General features: G+C 68.1%; 17 protein-coding genes. 11 read left to right on the forward strand and 6 right to left on the reverse strand.

Annotated features, from left to right (window positions below; genetic code table 11):
• Positions 1-4: 4 nt before the first annotated feature.
• A complete protein-coding gene (locus AC3A3G_RS05265; protein WP_312165599.1) occupies positions 5-1,333 on the forward strand; it encodes an MFS transporter in 1,329 nt (442 codons plus the stop codon).
• A 193-nt stretch (positions 1,334-1,526) separates the two neighbouring features.
• A complete protein-coding gene (locus AC3A3G_RS05270; RefSeq protein ID WP_312165596.1) occupies positions 1,527-1,946 on the forward strand; it encodes a MerC domain-containing protein in 420 nt (139 codons plus the stop codon).
• Between the two features lie 160 nt (positions 1,947-2,106).
• On the opposite strand, the gene AC3A3G_RS05275 is transcribed toward AC3A3G_RS05270, so the two are convergent.
• The 5 genes from AC3A3G_RS05275 to AC3A3G_RS05295 form a co-directional block, all read right to left on the reverse strand.
• Positions 2,107-2,775 (reverse strand): transmembrane anchor protein, encoded by a 669-nt coding sequence (locus AC3A3G_RS05275; protein ID WP_184273162.1) that lies wholly within the window; start codon positions 2,773-2,775, stop codon positions 2,107-2,109.
• 14 nt (positions 2,776-2,789) lie between these two features.
• Positions 2,790-3,521, reverse strand: coding sequence for a HupE/UreJ family protein (locus AC3A3G_RS05280; RefSeq protein ID WP_191558759.1), 732 nt, complete (start codon positions 3,519-3,521; stop codon positions 2,790-2,792).
• A 111-nt stretch (positions 3,522-3,632) separates the two neighbouring features.
• Complete coding sequence (locus AC3A3G_RS05285) at positions 3,633-6,818, reverse strand: efflux RND transporter permease subunit (RefSeq protein ID WP_312165592.1); 3,186 nt, start codon at positions 6,816-6,818, stop codon at positions 3,633-3,635.
• A 14-nt stretch (positions 6,819-6,832) separates the two neighbouring features.
• Complete coding sequence (locus AC3A3G_RS05290; protein ID WP_312165590.1) at positions 6,833-8,092, reverse strand: efflux RND transporter periplasmic adaptor subunit; 1,260 nt, start codon at positions 8,090-8,092, stop codon at positions 6,833-6,835.
• The gene (locus tag AC3A3G_RS05295; protein WP_312165587.1) at positions 8,089-9,408 is read right to left on the reverse strand and encodes a TolC family protein; all 1,320 of its coding nucleotides are present in this window, start codon (positions 9,406-9,408) and stop codon (positions 8,089-8,091) included. Before AC3A3G_RS05295 ends, AC3A3G_RS05290 begins: the two co-directional genes overlap by 4 nt.
• A gap of 196 nt (positions 9,409-9,604) precedes the next feature.
• On the opposite strand from AC3A3G_RS05295, the gene AC3A3G_RS05300 reads away from it, so the two are divergent.
• A complete protein-coding gene (locus AC3A3G_RS05300; RefSeq protein ID WP_221415963.1) occupies positions 9,605-9,922 on the forward strand; it encodes a hypothetical protein in 318 nt (105 codons plus the stop codon).
• 62 nt (positions 9,923-9,984) lie between these two features.
• Here AC3A3G_RS05300 and AC3A3G_RS05305 read toward each other — a convergent pair whose 3' ends face one another.
• Positions 9,985-10,407: a thermonuclease family protein gene (locus tag AC3A3G_RS05305; protein ID WP_312165583.1), complete on the reverse strand. Its 423-nt coding sequence runs from the start codon at positions 10,405-10,407 to the stop codon at positions 9,985-9,987.
• A gap of 115 nt (positions 10,408-10,522) precedes the next feature.
• Here AC3A3G_RS05305 and radC point away from each other — a divergent pair, with 115 nt between their 5' ends.
• The 8 genes from radC to AC3A3G_RS05345 all read left to right on the forward strand — a co-directional run bounded on the left by radC (position 10,523) and on the right by AC3A3G_RS05345 (position 18,546).
• Positions 10,523-11,206, forward strand: coding sequence for a RadC family protein (gene radC / locus AC3A3G_RS05310; protein ID WP_487487693.1), 684 nt, complete (start codon positions 10,523-10,525; stop codon positions 11,204-11,206).
• Positions 11,207-11,213: 7 nt separating this feature from the next.
• The gene (locus AC3A3G_RS05315; RefSeq protein WP_312165579.1) at positions 11,214-12,098 is read left to right on the forward strand and encodes a toprim domain-containing protein; all 885 of its coding nucleotides are present in this window, start codon (positions 11,214-11,216) and stop codon (positions 12,096-12,098) included.
• Positions 12,099-12,170: 72 nt separating this feature from the next.
• Entirely contained in the window at positions 12,171-14,345 is a 2,175-nt protein-coding gene (locus AC3A3G_RS05320) for a ParB/RepB/Spo0J family partition protein (RefSeq protein WP_312165576.1), read from the forward strand.
• A 122-nt stretch (positions 14,346-14,467) separates the two neighbouring features.
• Positions 14,468-14,839, forward strand: a complete 372-nt coding sequence (locus AC3A3G_RS05325) for a single-stranded DNA-binding protein (RefSeq protein ID WP_184273185.1) — start codon at positions 14,468-14,470, stop codon at positions 14,837-14,839.
• A 34-nt stretch (positions 14,840-14,873) separates the two neighbouring features.
• Positions 14,874-15,281 (forward strand): single-stranded DNA-binding protein, encoded by a 408-nt coding sequence (locus AC3A3G_RS05330; RefSeq protein ID WP_312165571.1) that lies wholly within the window; start codon positions 14,874-14,876, stop codon positions 15,279-15,281.
• A gap of 135 nt (positions 15,282-15,416) precedes the next feature.
• Positions 15,417-15,896, forward strand: a complete 480-nt coding sequence (locus AC3A3G_RS05335) for a GcrA family cell cycle regulator (protein WP_184273191.1) — start codon at positions 15,417-15,419, stop codon at positions 15,894-15,896.
• Positions 15,897-16,191: 295 nt separating this feature from the next.
• Positions 16,192-17,139, forward strand: coding sequence for a DUF2493 domain-containing protein (locus AC3A3G_RS05340; RefSeq protein WP_184273193.1), 948 nt, complete (start codon positions 16,192-16,194; stop codon positions 17,137-17,139).
• Positions 17,140-17,469: 330 nt separating this feature from the next.
• The gene (locus AC3A3G_RS05345) at positions 17,470-18,546 is read left to right on the forward strand and encodes a relaxase/mobilization nuclease domain-containing protein (protein ID WP_487487694.1); all 1,077 of its coding nucleotides are present in this window, start codon (positions 17,470-17,472) and stop codon (positions 18,544-18,546) included.
• Positions 18,547-18,578: the final 32 nt, after the last annotated feature.

Raw genomic sequence — 18,578 nt, forward strand, 5'->3', positions numbered from 1 at the left:
CGTGATGTTCTCGCCCCTGAGGAACGCCGCCTATCGCCGCCTGTTCATCGCCCAGGTGGCGGCCTTGCTGGGGACCGGCATGGCGACCGTGGCCCTGGGGCTGCTGGCGCATGATCTGGCAGGCGCCAGCGCCGGTGAAATCCTCGGCGTGGCCTTGGCGATCAAGATGATCGCCTATGTCGGCGCGGCGCCCTTCTCCAGCGCCCTGGCGTCGAGACTGCCGCGCAAGACCCTGCTGGTTTCGCTGGACGTGATGCGGGCCGGCGTCGCGGCCTCGCTGCCCTTCGTCTCCGAGGCTTGGCAGGTCTACGGGCTGATGACCGTCCTCTATGTCGCCTCGGCGGCCTTCACCCCGGCTTTTCAGGCCATGATCCCCGACCTGCTGGAGGATGAGGGCGAGTACACCAAGGCCCTGTCCCTGTCCCGGCTGGCGGCCGATCTGGAAAGCGTCGCCAGCCCCGTGCTGGCGGCGGTGCTGTTGGCCGTCATCAGCTATCACAACCTCTTCGTCGGGACGGCGCTGGGCTTCATCCTGTCGGCGGGCTTCGTCGTAACGGCGGTCCTGCCCAAGTTGTCGGCGTCGCAGAGCCTGCCGTTCCTGCGTCGTCTGACCGGGGGCGTGAAGCTGTTCGCCCTGACGCCGCGCCTGCGCGGCTTGCTGGCGATCAGCCTGGCGACGGCGGCGGGCGGCGCCATGGTCTTCGTCAACACCGTGGTCCTGGTGCAGTCGAACTTCGGCCTGTCGCAGCAGGCGACTGCCTGGGCCCTGGCGGCGTTCGGCGGCGGGTCGATGACGGCGGCCGTGTTTCTGCCGAAGACGTTGGAGCGGGTGACGGACCGCAGCGCCATGGTGTCGGGCGCAGTCCTGATGACGGCGGTGCTGATCGCAGGGGCCCTGTTCGCCCACAGCTATCCGATGCTGATCGGTCTGTGGATCGTCATGGGCTTTGGCTACTCCCTGACCATCACCCCTGCGGGTCGCGCCCTGCGTCGATCATCGACGGCGGTCGAGCGACCGGCCCTGTTCGCCGCCCAGTTCGCCCTGTCGCACGTCTGTTGGTTGATCGCCTATCCGGTCGCGGGGCTGGTGTCGGCCGAAGCCAATCCTCAGGCGGCCTTCGTCGTTCTGGCGGGACTTTGCGGTCTCGGCGCCTTGCTGGCGCTCGTCCTCTGGCCTGCGCATGATCCGCTGAACCTGCTGCACGATCACCTCGATATGGAGCCGGATCACGCGCACCTGGACGAGGGAATGCGCCCCGATGCGGCAGGCGTAGCGCACGCCCACCCTGTAATGATTGATGACAATCACCGCCGGTGGCCGAAGCGGCGGTGAGGCGATGCGCCTGGAAATTGGACGGCCGCTTGACCGAATGTGATGTTATCTTATAACATTTTATGGAGTCTTTCTGTCCGAGGTTTTCATGCGCGCCGCTTTCCGCCTCATGGCTTCGTCCCGCAAGGACATAGCGCCGCTGCCGGGTCGTAACCTGCGTCTCGGCATGGCCTATCAAATCTAAGTGCGACGGATGATTCAGGCCGCTGCAAGCCAAGGCGCAAAGGGCAGATCGGGCGACGGAAGGGCTGGCGACATCCTGGCCATGCTTCTGTCTCTGGTCTGCTTCCTTCATTGTCTGGCGGCGACGATCGCCGTTGGCGCGCTTTCGCTCTCTGGAGCCTGGGTGGAAACGGAAGCGCTGCATTGGGGGTTGGCCTTCGCCGCCACGGGCCTGTCAGGTTGGACCTTGTTTCGTCAGGTCAGGCATGACTGTACGCGGACGGTGAGGGCACTGGCGATGGCTGGCGCGGGCTTCCTGTTTCTGGGAGCCGCCGAGGTTCCGAGCCCTTTGTGGGGAACCGTCATCACTGTGACAGGAGGCGCTGTATTGATCCTCGCGCACGGCCTGAACTGGCGCTCCCGCCAAAGAGCTGCTTGCTGCGCGCGCTGAGGCGCGATCAGGTCACGAGTTAAGTGCGATGACTGTCGCCGACCAACCGAAGGCCTAGGCAGGCGATCTGGGACGCTTCCGCGTGAGGTCCTTGTTAACCTGCACGTTCAGGCCTGGCTTCGCCGCCGCCTGATCGGGTGGCGGCGAAGAGGGACTAGGCCTACACGACCCGCTTGATCTCCGTATAGGCGCCCTCGGTCTTGAGGGTGATGGTCACGGGCTGGCCGGTGCGGTTGCGCCAGAACCAGCCGTGGCTGCCGGTGAAAGCTGCTGTCAGGACACCTTCTTCACGAGGGGACGAACCCTTGCCATAGGCATGATAGGAAACACCGGGCCGGTCAGCATGGGTGTCGAAATTGATCTTCCCGCCGCTGCTCGTCCAGGTAAACCGCGCGGTGGCGCCTTCCTCCATGACCAGTTTGATCTCGGCGCCCTGGTCGGGTTGCAGCGTCAGGATCGTTTCGTCGGTGCGCACGGCGCCGGGCGCGACGACCGTCGGAGCCGCAGGGGGAGCGGCGTTCGGCCCGGACGTCTGCGCCTGTGCGATGGCGGGCGCGGAAGCGGCGGCCGAGGCTGCGGGGGCAGCATCCACGGCGGCTGCGTCGGCCGCAGCGTCCGCTTCGGCTTCCTTGGCGAGTTGCTGCTTGATGCGGCCCATTTCGGTCAGGCCGAACACCGAGCCGATGCGGGTGGGATCGACGCCGTATTCGGCGGGCAGAACGACCGTGATCAGGAGCGCCGAGGCTGTGACGGCGGCGACGCCGGTCGACTTCAACAGGTGGCCCGTGGACGGCAGGTCGGCTTTGGATGGGCGGTTTGCGTTGTACATGAGGGTGTCTCCGGTCACATGACGAAGAAGCCGACGAGCTGATAGCCCGTCAGAATGAAGCCGAGCGTCATCAGCACGACGTTGGTGAGGTAGGCGTGCTTCCAGAAGCCGTCCGTGCGGCGCCAGAATCCCATCAGGATGAGGATGCCGCCCAGGGCGAGCAGTTGGCCCAGCTCGACGCCGATGTTGAAGGCGATCAGGTTGCCGATCAGTCCCTCGGAGGAAAGCTGGAAGTCCTGCAGCTTGGTGGCGAGACCAAAGCCGTGGAACAGGCCGAAGATCATCGTGGCCGCCTTGGTGGAGGGCTGGAAGCCGAACCACCTCCGGTAGGCCCCCATGTTGTCCAGGGCCTTGTAGACGACCGACAGGCCGATGATGGCGTCGACCAGATAGCTGGAGACGCTGATGTTCGTCAGGACGCCCAGCAGCAAGGTCGATGAGTGGCCGATGGCGAACAGCGTCACATAGATGCCGATGTCCTTCATCCGGTAGAGGAAGAAGATGACGCCGAACAGGAAGAGCAGGTGGTCGTAGCCGGTGACCATGTGCTTGGCCCCCAGGTAGACGAAGGGCCAGAACAGGAAACCCGAGGTCTCCTGGATATAGCCCTTGTCGCCTTCGGCGACGCCGTGGGCGAGGACCTGGCTCAGTAGGCCCTCAAGGAAGAGGAAGCCGACCACGAGGACCGCCAGGGTCCAGGGTGATCGAAGCCACGACAGACGGTCGCGGCAGGGTGCGGAAGTCATGGGCATCCTTGCGATGGGAGTGAAGGTGCGACGTCCGCCGTCATCGGCGGATGTCGGTGATGCGTTGAGGCGCTGACGAGCGGCCGCCCCGTTCCGGGGCGGCCGACCGCTTCAGAGCCTGCGGCGGCGACGGAAGGGGAGGTGGTCCAGCCAGGCGGGCCTGGGCCGATCGCCCGGGGCGTCGCGTCCGTGGACCAGGCTGTAGAGAGCCGGGAGCACGAGCAGGGTCAGGATGGTCGAAGAGACGATCCCGCCGATGACCACGGTGGCCAGCGGACGCTGGACCTCCGCCCCGGCGCCGACGTTGACCGCCATGGGGACGAAGCCGAGGCTGGCGACCAGGGCGGTCATCAGCACCGGGCGCAGGCGCGTCAGCGCCCCTTCCCGGATGGCCTGGCCCACGGGCCTGCCCTCTTCGATCAGACCCCGGATGAAACTGACCATGACGACGCCGTTCAGCACGGCCACGCCCGACAGGGCGATGAAGCCGACGCCGGCCGAGATCGACAACGGCAGCCCCCGCAGCGCTAGCGCCGCCACCCCGCCGGTCAGCGCCAGGGGCACGCCGGAGAAGACGATGGCGCTATCCCGCCAGGAGCGGAACAGAGCGAACAGCAGGCCGAAGATCAGCAGCAGGACCGCCGGAACGACCAACTGCAACCGCTTGGCCGCCGAGATCAGTTGCTCGAAGGTCCCGCCGTAGGAGACCCAGTAGCCGGCGGGCAGGTCGACTTCCTGATCCACCCGCTCTCGCACCTCGCCAACGAAGGAGCCGAGGTCGCGATTGCGGACGTTGGCCGTCACGACGATGCGACGCTTTCCGTCTTCGCGACTGATCTGGTTCGGGCCGGTCTCCAGCGTGATCGTCGCGATCTCGCTGAGCGGCACGAAGCCTCGCGGCTGGCCGTTTGCACCCGGAAGCGGCGCCTGAATGCGGCCGATGGCGGCGGTGTTGCGGCGCAGGTCTTCCGGCAGGCGCACGACAATGTCGAAGCGTCGGTCGCCCTCGAAGATCTGCCCCGCCGTCGCCCCGCCCATCGAGGTGGAGATGACTGACTGAACATCGGCGATGCTCAGACCCAGGCGCGCGATGGCGTCCCGGTTCGGGGTGATCTGCAGCATGGGCAGGCCGGTGACCTGCTCGGACTGCGGATCGGCGGCGCCGGGTACGGCGCCGACGATTTCCTCGATCTGGGAGCCGAGTTGCACGAGTTGATCCAGGTCGTCGCCATGGACCTTGATGGCGACGTCGGCCCGGACGCCGGACAGCAGTTCGTTGAACCGCATCTGGATGGGCTGGGTGAACTCGTATTTGCTGCCCGGCACAGCGTTCACCGCCTCTTCCATCTCGCGAACGAGTTGGAGCTTCGGTTTGCGGGGATCGGGCCAGTCCTTGCGGTCCTTCAGCAGGATGAAGGTGTCCGCGACCGAAGGCGGCACAGGGTCGGTGGCGACCGCCGCCGTGCCGATCTTGGCCACGACCCGTTCGACCTCCGGGAACTTCGCCAGACGGGCTTCGAGAGCGGTCTGCATCTCGATGGCCTGGGTCAGGCTCGTGCCCGGAATGCGCAGGGCGTGCATGGCGATGTCGCCTTCGTCCAGGTTCGGCACGAACTCCGACCCCATGCGTGAGGCGATCAGGGCCGCGCCCACGACAAGGGCCACGGCCACGGCGACCATGGCGATGCGCATCCTCAGGGCGAAGTCGAGCGCCGGTTGATAGCCGGTGCGCGCCCAGCGCATCAGGAAACTGTCCTTCTCCTGCACCTTGCCGGTGACGAACATCGCCACCGCCGCCGGCACGAAGGTCAGGGACAGCACCAGGGCGGCGGTCAGGGCGATGACCACGGTGATGGCCATGGGATGGAAGGTTTTGCCCTCGACCCCGTCCAGGGCGAAGATCGGCACATAGACCAGGGTGATGATCAGGACGCCGAACAGGGACGGCCGGATCACTTCACTGGACGCGCGCGCCGCCAGGGAGAAGCGCTCGTCACGGGTCAGCAGACGCCCCTGCCGATGTTGGGCCTCGGCGAAGCGCCGCAGGCAGTTCTCGACGATGATGACGGCGCCGTCGACGATCAGGCCGAAGTCCAGCGCGCCCAGGCTCATCAGATTGCCCGACACCCCGGTTCGCACCATGCCGGTGATGGTCATCATCATGGTGATGGGGATGACCGCCGCCGTGATCAGGGCCGCGCGGAAGTTCCCAAGCAACAGGAACAGCACCACGATCACGAGCAGGGCGCCCTCAAGCAGGTTCTTCTCGACCGTCCTGATGGCCCGCTCGACCAGGTCGGTGCGGTCATAGACGGGCGATGCGACCACGCCATCCGGCAGGGCCTTGGCTGCTTCCTCCAGTCGGGCCGCCGCCGCCTGGGCGACGACACGGCTGTTCTCACCGGCCAGCATCAGGACGGTCGCCAGGACCGTCTCCTTGCCGTTTTCCGTCGCCGCGCCTGTGCGAAGCTGTTCGCCCAGGCCGACTTCGGCGACTTCGGCGATCCGGACAGGAACGCCGCCGCGCGTGGTGATGACGATGTTGGACAGATCCTGCGCCGTCGAGGCCTGACCCGGCACGCGGATCAGCCATTGCTCGCCGTAGCGTTCGACATAGCCGGCGCCGACATTAGCGTTGTTGCGCTCCAGCGCCGAAACGACCTCGTCCATGGTGACGCCGAAGGCGGCGAGCCGTTCAGGACGGGGCGTGACGTGGTACTGGCGCTCGTAGCCGCCGATGGTGTTGACCTCGGTGACGCCGGGCGTGTTGCGCATCTGCGGACGGATGACCCAGTCCTGCAGGGTGCGAAGATCCTCAGGCGAGTAAGGCGCACCATCGGCCTTGCGGGCGCCCGGCCTGGCCTCGATCGTGTACATGAAGATTTCGCCCAGACCCGTGGCGATCGGCCCCAGTTCAGGCGACAGGCCTGACGGAAGCTGGCCGCGCGCGGTCTGAAGCCGCTCGTTGACCAGTTGCCGCGCCCGGTAGATGTCGGTCCCGTCTTCGAACACGACCGTCACCTGGCTCAGGCCGTAGCGCGAGACGGACCGGGTGTAGGACAGGCCCGGCACGCCGGCGACGGCGTTTTCGACCGGGAAGGTGATGCGTTGTTCGGCCTCAAGCGGCGAATAGCCGGGCGCCTCCGTATTGATCTGGATCTGGACGTTGGTGATGTCGGGCGTGGCGTCGATCGGCAGCTTCTGGAAACTCCAGACGCCGATGACGGCCGCCACGAGGACGAGCGCCAGCACGACCCAGCGATGCCGGATCGACAGGCTGATGATGCGTTCAAGCATGGTGACGCATCCCCCTAGTGGTCGTGGCTCGCGCCGGACTTGTCGATGTCCGCGCGAATGAGGAAGGCGCCGTCGACGACATAGGTCGCGCCGGGCTCGATGCCGCCCAGAACCTCGGTCCATTCTTCGGTGCGACGGCCCAGGTCGAGCATGCGCACCTCATAGGTGTCGCCGACCTTGGCGTAGACCACAGTGAAGTCGCGGAACGGCTGCAGCGCCTTGGTGCGCACCGCCAGCGGCGCCTCGCCCTGGCCGACCTGGACCAGACCCGAAACCCCGAGGCCGGGCCGCCAGACACCGCCCTGGTAGGGCAATTCGACATGGGCCACGAGGGTCTGGCTGAGCACGTCGTCGGCCGGCAGGATCGCCTTGATGACGCCGCTGGCCGTATGCTCGCCCGCCTGGCTCTTGATCTCGACCCTTTGCCCAACGCGCACGCGCTCTGCGTCGCGTGGATAGAGGACGAACTCGGCATGAAGGCGGGTCGGGTCGCCGATCGTCAGCATGGGGGCGCCGCCGCCGGTGATGGAGCCGGGGTTGACGGTCTTGGCGGTAATCACGCCCGAGATGGGCGCGGTGACCGAATAGGTCTGGAGGCTTTCACTCGACTCCACGCGGGCGACGACCTGCCCGCGCGAGACGCGTTGACCCAGTTCAACGGTCATCGACATGACCCGGCCCGGATAGCGGGCGTGGACCTCGGCCTGGCCTTCCGGCGTGATCTCGACGCGGCCGCTGAGCGGCAGGCTCTCGCCGAGAACGGCGGGGCCGACCTGCTGGGTGGTGACGCCGCCGGCCTGGGCCGCATCGGCGCTGATGACCGTCCGGCCCTCATAGGACGGATAGGTCCAGGCCGAGCGCTTGCCCGCACGAACGGCGCTGACCGCGACGTCGAACGAGTGCGGCTCAGACACGACGCCCGGACTGGCCAGATAGTCGTTCTCGGGCGTGAAGACGAAGCGATCCACCTTCGGCCCCAGGCGGGTCAGAGCGATGTTCGCTTGCACCTGTCCGGGATCGAACGGCTTGTCGTTGAGGTAGGGATAGAGGCGGAACAATGGTTCCGGCCCTTCCTCATAGATGGTCACCTCGATGGCGAAGTCGCCGTCGCGAAGCAGGCGGCCGTTGTGCGGTCCGCGTTCGTAATCGGCGGCGGCCGCCGCTTCGCCTTCGGGTTTGGCGGCCTTGTCGCCGCCGCCGCAGGCGGCCAGCGTCAGGGCGACGGCGGCCAGGACGCAGCCGAGCGCAGTCGCGGAAGTGCGTGACGTCTTCATGGTTGTGTCTCCAGGCCGAGCAGGTCGGCGTGCGCGCCGGTCAGGCGGTCGAGCCGCGCGCGGTCGTTGTGGAAGGTCTGCAGCACCGCGGCACGACGGGCCTTGGCCTGCAACAAGGCCGCATGGGCGCTCATCACGTCGTTGTAGGTGAAGCCGCCGCGCGCGAAGCCCTCGCGGACCAGGACGACGGCGCGTTCAGCCTGAGGCTGGGTTTCTTCGGCGATTCGCCGCGCTTCATTGGCGCGGGCCAGAAGCTGCACCTGAAGGCGGGCGATTTCCCGCTCGCGCTCAAGGCGCAGGGCGTTTTGATCGGCCCGTGCCGCCAGTCCATCGGCGCGGGCGCGATCGATGGCGCCTTGGTTGCGGTCATATCGCTGCAGCGGCATGGACCCGCCGAAGACCAGAGCCGCCTCATTGTCCCAGATATGCCGAACGCCGATGCTGACCGTGGGGTCAGGCACAGCGCGCGCCTGCTCCAGGCGAACCTGGGCGTCGGCGATGGCCTGACGGGCGCGGAAGGCTTCAAGGTCCGCTTGCGCCACCGCCCCTGCGGCGACCCACGCGGCGCTCGTGTCCTCAAAGTCGGAGGAGCCCATGCGGAAGTCGGCGACGCCGTCCCAGAACTTGGCCAGGACGATGCGGGCGACGCGAACGGCGATCTCTGCCTGATCGAAGTCGATCTGGGCCTGGGCCAGTTCGGCCTCGGCGCGCGCCCCTGCGAACAACGGATCACGGGCCGCGTTCACGCGACGCTGGACTTCCCTCTGGAAGCCTTCAGCAAGCGAAAGCCGCTCCCGCGCGATATCCAACTGGGCTTCGGCCGCCATGGCGTCGACCCAGGCGCGCTGCACCAGTTCGAGGCGATCCAGTTGCGCGATCTGGGCCTGGGCCGTGATCAGCAGGCCTTCGCTTTGCGCCAGGCCGGTGCGGGCGGATCGATCGCCGCCCCTCTCCAGCTTCTGTTCATAGGTCAGCGTGGTTTCTGTTCGCCCCAGAATGTCGCCTCCGCCCAGGGTGGGCAGGTTTTCGACCATCAGACCCAGGGTCGGATTGGGACGAAGGCCGGCCTGGCGAACCCCGGCCTCGACGCCGCGCAGGCGCGCGTCGAGACCCGGTCGCGCCGGATCGGCGGCGACGGCGCGCCGCAGCGCGCCTTCAAGGGTGAGCGCCGGACCAGAGGCGGCTTCAGCAGAAGCCGGCGACTGGGCGAGCGCGATGGCGGGCGGCGGCCAGGCCGCCGCCAGGGCGAGGGCGAGGGCGGATACGGCCGCGCCTCGCCCTCGCCATCCGGCAACGCCGGATTGGGAAGGTTTCAAGGGATGTCTCCAACAGGACGCGCACGGCCGCAAGGCCGCGCAGGATCAGCTTTTCAGGCGATCAGGCGTTCTGTCTGGGGGGCTGGAGCGGCGCGTCGAGAACAGCGCCGGGCGGCAAGGCGTCGCGCGCCGGGCCAAGGTCAATGGGCTTATACAGTTGGCTGGCGGCGGGATGGACCGGCGCGGCCAGGGCGACATGAATATCGCCGCCATTGTGGTGATGATGAGTGAAGGGCGTCCCGCCGCTGTCGACGGCCATGTCGATCGACATGGCCTGATCGGAGACAGGGCCGTCATCGGCCGTCTCATGGGCGTGTCCATGGTCATGATGGTGATCATGATCATGGGCCAGATCGGCCGCGTCCTCATAGGAGACGCCGGGGAACTGAAGGCCGTGCTCGATACGATGCTGGCTGTTCACCACGCCATGCATCTGCACCGCGACCATTACGGTTACGCCGAGGCAGACGCAGAGGAGGCGGAGCAGGCGTGGCAAATCGAAATTCTCCGATAGATTCCCGTTACGGTGAAAGCCTCGTCAATGCAACGGCGTGGATGTCGCGATTTCTGCAAGGCCTATCGCCCGCCTTCGCGACCGCCATCGGCCCTTAGCAGGTCGCCCAGGCCGCGACCGTTCAGGCGGCAGCGGGCGATGACGCGATCATGGACGATCACGCGGCCGTTTCGTCCCCTGACCGCCGTGCATGCGACGGGACGGTCGAGGGCAAGGCGGATCAGTCTGCGCCTCGCCTCCTGTCCGGCGCGGCTGCCCAGTTCCGGCGCGTTGAAATCCGCCAGCCTCACCTCGATCCAGGTCGCCGGGTCCGAAGATCGCCCGACGCAAAGGCCGTCGCCGTCGCCGACATATCGGACCGATCCCGAGAAGGTCGCGCCGGCGCGCGAGGGCAGGGGCGCCTCGCACGGGTCGGCCAGCGCCGTGGTCGGCGCCAGGAGGAAGCTGGCCAGAATCAAGCTGGCGGGGATCACGAACCTGAGCATGGCCGAAGGGTGATCTGATCCGCTCCGAGCGCCAAGCCTGCGGGGCGTCGATCGGAAAGGAAGGGCGGAGGCGGGCGCCTTCCGGGAGGAGGCGGACAGCAGCGAGGACTTCGCCATGCGGCCTGCGCCCAGGTTTGAAATCGTTCCCCCAGGCGTGCGCCTAGCGGACGCCTATGGCCCGCCGCTCGATGGAATGGCGGAGGGAGATCTGCTCGCCCTTTGGCTACGCCGGCGCGGCGCCGCCAGGGACGCCCGCCTCGCGGCCGGACGCCTGCTCGAACGGTTCGGGGGCCTGGCGGCGATCGTCGCGGCGGACGCGCCGGAACTGGCGCGCACGCCGGGGGTGGACGCCGCCTTCGTCGCCGACCTCAAGGTGCTGCGTGAGCTCTGCGTGCGGCTGGTTCGGTCCGAAGTGGGGGAGCGGCCCCGGATCTCTTCCTGGACGGCGCTTCTGGCCTATGTCCGGGTCGCCCTGGCTCATGAACCGCGAGAACAATTCCGGGCCCTCTTCCTGGACAAGCGCAACGCCCTGCTGCGCGACGAGTTCGTCGCCCATGGGACCGTGGATCATGCGCCCGTCTATCCCCGCGAGGTCCTTCGCCGGGCGCTCGAGATCTCCGCTTCCGCCCTGATCCTGGTCCATAATCATCCGTCCGGCGATCCGACGCCGTCCCGCGCCGACATCGACATGACGCGCAGACTGGTCGAGGCCGCGAAGGTCTTTGACCTGGAGGTCCATGATCACCTGGTCGTCGGGCGCGAGGCGACCGTCAGCTTCAGATCCCTCGGATTGATGTGAGGCCGGGATGAGCCTTCACCCCATTGTCGCCGCCCTTGGGGGCGAGCTTCGCCACGGCGGCCTGGGCGCGAGCGTGCCGGCCCCGGGCCATAGCGCGGCCGACCGTTCGGTTTCCCTCATGCTCGACGGTGACCGGGTGGTGATCCATGGCTTCGGCGCCGCCGACTGGCGTAGCGTTCGCGACCATCTTCTGAGCCTGGGGCTGATCGACGCCAGAGGGCGCCTGACGGGCGCATCGCTGCGGACGGCGGAGGGGCCGGTCGCAGCGATCCGACCTGCGGCCCATGTCCGCATCGCCGCCGCTCAAGCGCTCTGGTCGGAGGCCCTGCCGCTCGCGAAGGGCGATCTCTGCTTTCGCTATTTCCGGAGCCGAGGCCTCCGCCTCGAAGCGCCGCCCCATGATCTTCGACGCCATCCAGCGACGCCGGTTTCGGTGTTTCGCTCGGCCGGCCCGACCTGTCCGGCCCTGATCGCAGCGATCCGGGCGCCCGACGGCGTGATCGGCGCCGTGGAGATCGCCTATCTCGATCCGGACGGACGTCCCGCCGGTCGGCTCAGGCTCCAGCGCAAGACGGTGGGCGTCCTGCCGCGGGGCTCGGCCGTGCGCCTCTGCGCGGCGGCCCCGACCTTGCTGGTGGCCGAGGGGGTTGCGACCGCCCTGTCCGCTATGGCCCGTTTTCGCCTGCCAGGCTGGGCCCTTCTGTCTGCAGGAAACCTGGCGGCCTGGACTGCGCCAACCGAAGTCTGCCGCGTCCTTATCGCCGCGGATCGCGGCCCGGCCGGCGAAGACGCGGCCTTCCGGCTTCGCACCCGACTCGAGGCGGCGGGGCTGGGGGCCGCTGTCCGCTTACCGCCGCCTGGGGCGGGGGACTGGAACGACGCAGCGACCTGAAAGGGGGAGGAAGGGCGTGGAGGAGCGCCGGAACGGTCGGGATGGACCTGGCCGACCGGCTGGAGAAGTCTCATGTCCTGTTCCCGATCTTCAGCCGCTGCAGCGGCGCCTTGCGGCCCTGCCGCCGAGCCCTCGCGCATTCCTCTGGTCGTCCGACTGGGCGACCTTGAGGTCGCGCCGGAAAACCTTCGCTACGGCGAAGCCCCGGACGACGACATCCCGCAACTGGCCGAAACCGTGGCCGCCGCGGGCCTGCTGCAATATCCGACCGTCCGGCCGGGCCGCCGCGGCGAGGCGGCCCATATGGTGCTGGACGGACGTCGGCGCCTTCTGGCCCTGCGCCTCCTGCGTGACGCAGGGCGCATCGACGACGACCATCCTGTCGAGGTCTTCGTCGAGACGGACAGGGCGCGGCAGGCTGCGGCCGTGGTCCTGACCAATACGGCTGTGCCGGTCCACATCGCCGATGTGATCGCCGCCATGGGCCGCATGCTGAAGGCTCGGCTGACGATCACGGCGATCGCACGCGCCCTCGGCTATGGCGAGACCGAGATCCGCCGTCTGTCGGCCCTGTCGGCCTTGCCTTCGGTCGCCCTCGAGGCCCTGAAGAGCGGTCGCATCACCCTGCGCCAGGCCCGCCTCCTGGCGCGGCTGAAGGACGGCGAGGAACAGGCGGCCCTGGCCCGGGCGGCGATGGACGGCTGCGGCCTGCAGGAATGGCGCATCCAGGAGCTGCTCGGCGAAGGCCGTATCACGACCCGCGATCCCCGTTGCGGTCTGGTCACGCCGGAACTCTACGCCGCCGAGGGCGGTCGGACGGAGGCGGACCTGTTCGGCGAGCTGCCGCCGGTCCTGCTGGATCCCGACCGTCTGACCCGGGCCTGGCTGAAACGGGGCCGGCTGCTCGCCGATATCTTCGAGGCGGAAGGCCTGACCGTACGGCTATGCCCGGGAGAGAAGGAGGCGGAGCTGCCGGACGACATGGAGAGGCTCTGCTACGCCTACGGCGGCCTCTCCGAAACGGCGACGGTCGTCTATCGCGAAACCCGGGACCGGGCCCAGGCGGCCGCTGACGTCGTCGAGGCCGCCCTGGCCGGCGAGGCGCTCCCGTCCGGCGAAGGGCGCCTTTCCGACCAGGAGACCCTGGATGTGGTGGAGGCGCTGATCCGGGCGCGGATCGCCCAGGACCAGGCCGGCGCCGGCCGGCGTCTCGCTGTTCTGATCGTCCTGAGGCCTTCGCTCCGCTCCGGCGTGGAGATCGAGTGCTTCGCGCCTTTAGAGGCCGTCGGCGACGGGGCGCTGGACGGGGCGGACGGGGCCGACGAGGAGGAAAGATCCTCCCTGGCCCCGTCACGCTCGACCTATGTCCCGCCCCAGGCCGAGGCGCCCATGCCCGAGACGCAGGGCGTCAGCCATGTCCTGCACGCCGTGCGGACGGACACGGCGACGCGGGGTCTGATCCGGGCTCTGGCCGAAAAGCCTTCGGTCGCCCTGACCGTCCTGATCGCCCGGCTCTTCGCCAGCCTGGCTGTCTGGCCGCCGGTGTCGCGCGGCGAGGCCGCCCTGGCGATCTCGGCCTCGGCCTTCGCTCCGGCGAGCGGAAGGGTCATCGCAGGGCTCGACGGGATCGTGCGCGAACAGCTGGACGAGCGGCGACGCGCCTGGGAGGCCTCCGGCCTGACCGTGATCGCCTGGGTTCACGGTCTCCAGACGGAGGATCGGTTCGGTCTCATGGCCGAACTGACCGCTTTGAGCCTGGACCTGCATGAGCCCCGCACGGGCCATGTGCGACGGGCGGCCCGTGCGGAGGCGGCCGAGATCGCCGTCCTGTGCGACGCCGACCTTTCGCGCTGGTGGACGCCGGACGGGGCCTATCTGCGGCCGCACTCGCGCGAACAGCTGCTGTCCATGCTCGAGGGCATGGGGGCGGAGACCGAAGCGCCGGCGCGGATGCGGAAGGGCGACCTGGTCGCCTGGACCGAGGAGCAGGCGGCGGCCCGGCGCTGGACGCCCGCCTGCCTGTCCTTGGCGGGCGAGGCCGAGAGCGAGGCCGACGGCGCTTTTGAACCGGCCGATGCGGCGACATCAACGTATGAAGACGCGGACGCGGCCGGCGACGGGTCCGGCGAGCCTTCGTCCGGGGCTGCGGATGGCGAAGAGACCGACGGCGCTGATGAAGCCTCGGGCCGGGGCGTCTTCATCGTCACGCCTAAGGGAGAGGCGGCCCTGCGCGGCGCGGCGGCGTAACCGCAAGGGCGGTTTCGTCGGCGGTGTTCGGCGGAGCCGCCTGCGGGCGGAAGCGGAGGGAAGAAGAGGGTGAGGCGATCCGGGAAGAAGGTTTCCGGGCCTCTCGATCAAGGAGACTGAGAATGCAGACCATGGTGTTCACCGGCCGCCTGGCGGCCGATCCCCAGATCAGCCCGGACTTCGCCAAGGCGGTGTTCCGGTTGCTTGAGAAACGCGGCGTGGGCCTCGACGGCAAGGACAGGATCGTCGGCGTCAACTGTGTCAGCTGGTCGAAAGGCCTCAATGAGAAGGTCATCGCCCGGGCCCTGGCCAGGGGCTGCGAGGCGGTCGTCGTCGGCGCCTTCGTCGACACCGCCTATACGGCGCGGGACGGGACCGAGCGGGCGGCCAAGGAGCTGGTCGTCAATCGGTTGACGGTCCTCGACTGGGCGGTCGACCGGGAGGCGGATGCGTCGCCGGCGGCTGAGATCGATGACGAACAGGCCGCGGCCTGAACCCTCTAACCTCATTCATTCCCGGAGACTGATCATGCAAACCCTTGTCATTGAAGGCTATCTGGCCGCTGACCCGTCCATTCTTTTGGCCCAGGGATCGGGGCGCAAGCGCGCCAGCTTCCGCGTGCTGGAGACCACGCGCTATCGCCGTTCCGACGGCGAGGCAGGCGAGCGGACGACCGGCTTCAACTGCGTCTGCTTCAATGAAAACACGACCGAGAACTACATCGCCCCCTATGCCCGCAAGGGCAGCCGGCTGGTGATCCAGGGTCATGTCGAGAATGACAGCTGGACGGGGAAGGATGGTGTCGAACACTACGACCTGAGGGTGGTTGTGGCGGACATGCGTCTGAAGAACCGGCGAAATCGCGATGATGCGACGGAGCCGGCGGCGGGCGCGGCCCAGGGCCCGGCGATCCTGGACGACGACATTCCGTTCTGACGTCCGGCGGCCGGTCCGGTCCAGGCTTGTCGAAGCGGCTCGAGGCCCGGCGCCGAGGCGTCGGGCCTTTGGTCTGAAAGGCGAAGGAAGGGCGGGGACGGGCGGGTCGATCGGACCCGTGACCGGAGAACCGTCATGTCCGCATCCGTCTGGACCGTTGAACGAATACGCCGGCTGATCGCCCTGTGGGGCGAAGGCCGGACCGCCGCCGCCATCGCCGACCGGCTTGGGCCCGAGATTTCGCGCTGCGCCGTCCTGGGCAAGGTCCATCGTCTTGGCCTGGTCCGGGCGGCGCCTGCCCGTCCGCCTTCGCGACCGCGCGGCGCTTCAGCTTTTCCTAAGCGGCGGTTTCAACAGGTCGCGCCGTCGCGTCCGGCGTCTCAAGTTTCATCGCCTGCGGCGCCGGAACGGCCGGAGGCCACCGTCCTGTCCGTGAGACGAGGTCAGTGCCGCTGGCCCTACGGGACGCCCGGATCTGTCGATTTCGGTCTTTGCGGCCATGCGGTCGCGCGCGGCGCCTTCTGCGCCGCCCATGCCGCGATCGGTTATCAGACCCGACCGATGAGCGCAGAGGGGCTGATGCGGCTGGCCGGCTTCGGTCATGATCCGTCCTGACGACCTGCGGGACGGCGGCCCTCGGGCCGTCGTCACTTGCGGGCCTGTGGACCGTCCGCCGTCGCTCTCGGCGCGAGGCGCCGAAAAGCGTCCTCGTCCGAAGGGGGACGAGGACATGCCCCCACACAACGCCCTCCGATCCTGTCACGTCACCCCGGCCGTCAACGGCTTCGCCGTTTCCCTGCGCGGCCCGCGAGAGGCGGTCCGCTCCGGTGACCGCTGGGGACCCCGACGTGGCCAGGAGCGGGGTCGTTGCGCATGGGGCGCTTCGACATTTCAGAACTGGAATGATCCGATGCGCAGCATCCAAACTCTCTCCGCCTTCGCCTTTTCGTCAAAGTCCGATTCCGCCTTCGACGACCTGACCGCCTCACTCGGCGACGGTCGCCCGCACCCGGCCGAAGAAGCCCTGTTCCAGCTCGGGCGCGCCCTCATGACCGAGCTGCTGGACGTCCTCGCGGACACGGCGCTGGAGGATTTCCAGACCGTGCTCGGAGAAGCCCTGATCGGCGCCTTTCATTCGGCGGCCGGACGGATCGAGCGCGACGCGGACCGGGCGCGCGATGCGATGCGACGGCTGGATCGCGACTTCGACGGATCCGAGGCGGCGGACGTGGAGCTTCAGGAGGCGACGGCCCGGGCCCGCGCCGGAGATGCGGCGACGCAAGCCGCGGAGCGCATCCGCGACGCAGCGGCCGAAGCCTGGACGGCCGCTACCGGAGAGGTCTGGACGGCCTGGCGCGGCAGCCGGAGAGGAAGCTTCCTGACGGCCGCCCAACTGGAGGCCAGGCAGGCCATCCGGGCGCTACGCGAGCGGCGAGCTGACGAGGCGCATCATGCTGGATCGGTTGTGGCCTTTCGGGGAGCGCCGACGGCGGACACGGCCGAGGATGCGGCGCGCATCTTCGACGCCCTGAACTGGGCGCTGGCGGAGTGGCCGGACATGGCGCTCGCCACGACCGGGGCGAAAGGCGCGGAGAAGCTGGCCATCCGATGGGCCCAGCAGAAGGGAGTGACGCTGATCCTCGCGCGCGCGGACTTCGACGCCAACGGCAAGGCGGCCCCCTTCAAAGCCAACGACGAGCTCATCGCCCTCGAGCCGGTCTGCTGCCTGACGCTTGCGGGTTCGCTCGACGGTTCACGGGCGGAGGTCGGACGTCCATTCGGCCCGGCCCTCAACCTGGGGCAGAAGGCGATGGGGCAGGGCCTCCGGCATCTGGCGGTGAGGTCGCGACCGCATTGAGGAACCTCGGCGCTCCGGCGTCGGGTCTGACCCGCTCGGCTTCGGCCGAGCGGGTTTCTTCATGTCATTTGGGGCGGATGGCTGACAGCGATTAGATTGGCGAAAGCATAACGGGCCGTGTTTGCGGAGGTTTGGTCCGGTGCGGCGACCTGTGAAGTCGATGTCAGGAAATCTGGGAAATGGGGCTCAGGGCAAGATAAAAGGAGGGGGTTGCCTGGTCCTGTTTCGTCTATTCTTTCGGTAGGTTAGCCCGTGAATGCCGGGCAATGGATGACTTGTGGAGAGTTGCCCTTTCCGGGCGGTTCAGGCGGCGCTTTCGAGAGGTGCGAGATGCTCATTCGTGAGGCCATCGAGACCCGGCTGTCCCTCGGCGCGGTGCAGGACGCCGAGGGCGTCAAGGTGCGTCTTCCTCTGTCCCTGAAGGCCGATCGTGCTTCCGTCCGCATCGGCATGTTTCAGCGGTTGGCGACATCGCGTTCGTTCTCCCTCGGGGATCGTTCAGGCGTTCTCAAGGCGGCGCAGCGACGATCGGGCAGAGGCTTCCGCATGGATGTCCGTCAGCGGGTCATCGTGAAGGCGCTGGTGTCGAAGCATGTCGGAAGGGCCGCCGTCAGGGGCGGGGCGCTGGCTGCGCATGTCGCCTATCTCGGGCGCTCGGGCGCCGGCGCCGATGGGGCCCGTCCGGATTTCTTCGATCGGATGGACGACAGCGTGGATGCGTCACAGGAGGCACGGGGCTGGAGCGGGGACCGCCATCATTTTCGCTTCATCATCTCACCGGAGCATGGGGATCGGATCAGTGACCTCAGGGACTATATGCGTGCGGTGATGGATCGGGTGGCGGCGGATCTGGGCGAGCGTAATCTGCGCTGGATCGCGACCTGCCACTACGACACCGACCAGTCGCACGCCCATGTCCTGGTGCGGGGGCGACGGGGAGATGGACGGGATCTGGTAATTCCTCGCGACTACATCGGTTACGGTTTCCGGGCGCGGGCCCAGGAGGTTGCACAGGAACGCTTGGGCGACCTGTCGCGCATGGAGGCCGAGCGGAGGGTCTGGAAGGAGACCCAGGCGGATCGGTTCACGGGCATGGACCGGCGGCTGCTGGATGCGGCGGATGCGGATGGGACGGTCGCAGACGGGGTGGGGGCCAGCGACGCATGGGCGGCCCTGACCCGCGGGCGGCTCCGGCATCTGGAGGGGCTAGGGCTGGCCGTGCGGGCCGGGCGACGATACCGGCTTGATCCTGAAATGGAGGTCAAGCTTCGGACGCTTCAGGCGCGCCGAGATATTATCAGGACGATGAACCAGCGTCGGCTGGAGGGGGCTCGGGAGGTGCGGGTGCTGGGAGTTGAGCGGTGTTCGGCGTCAGCGCCTTTGGCACAGATCTGGGGTTGCGGATAATGGAGGGATTGGGTCTCGTCGCAGTGACGTAA

The organism is Brevundimonas sp. Soil_N_31, assembly GCF_057655995.1.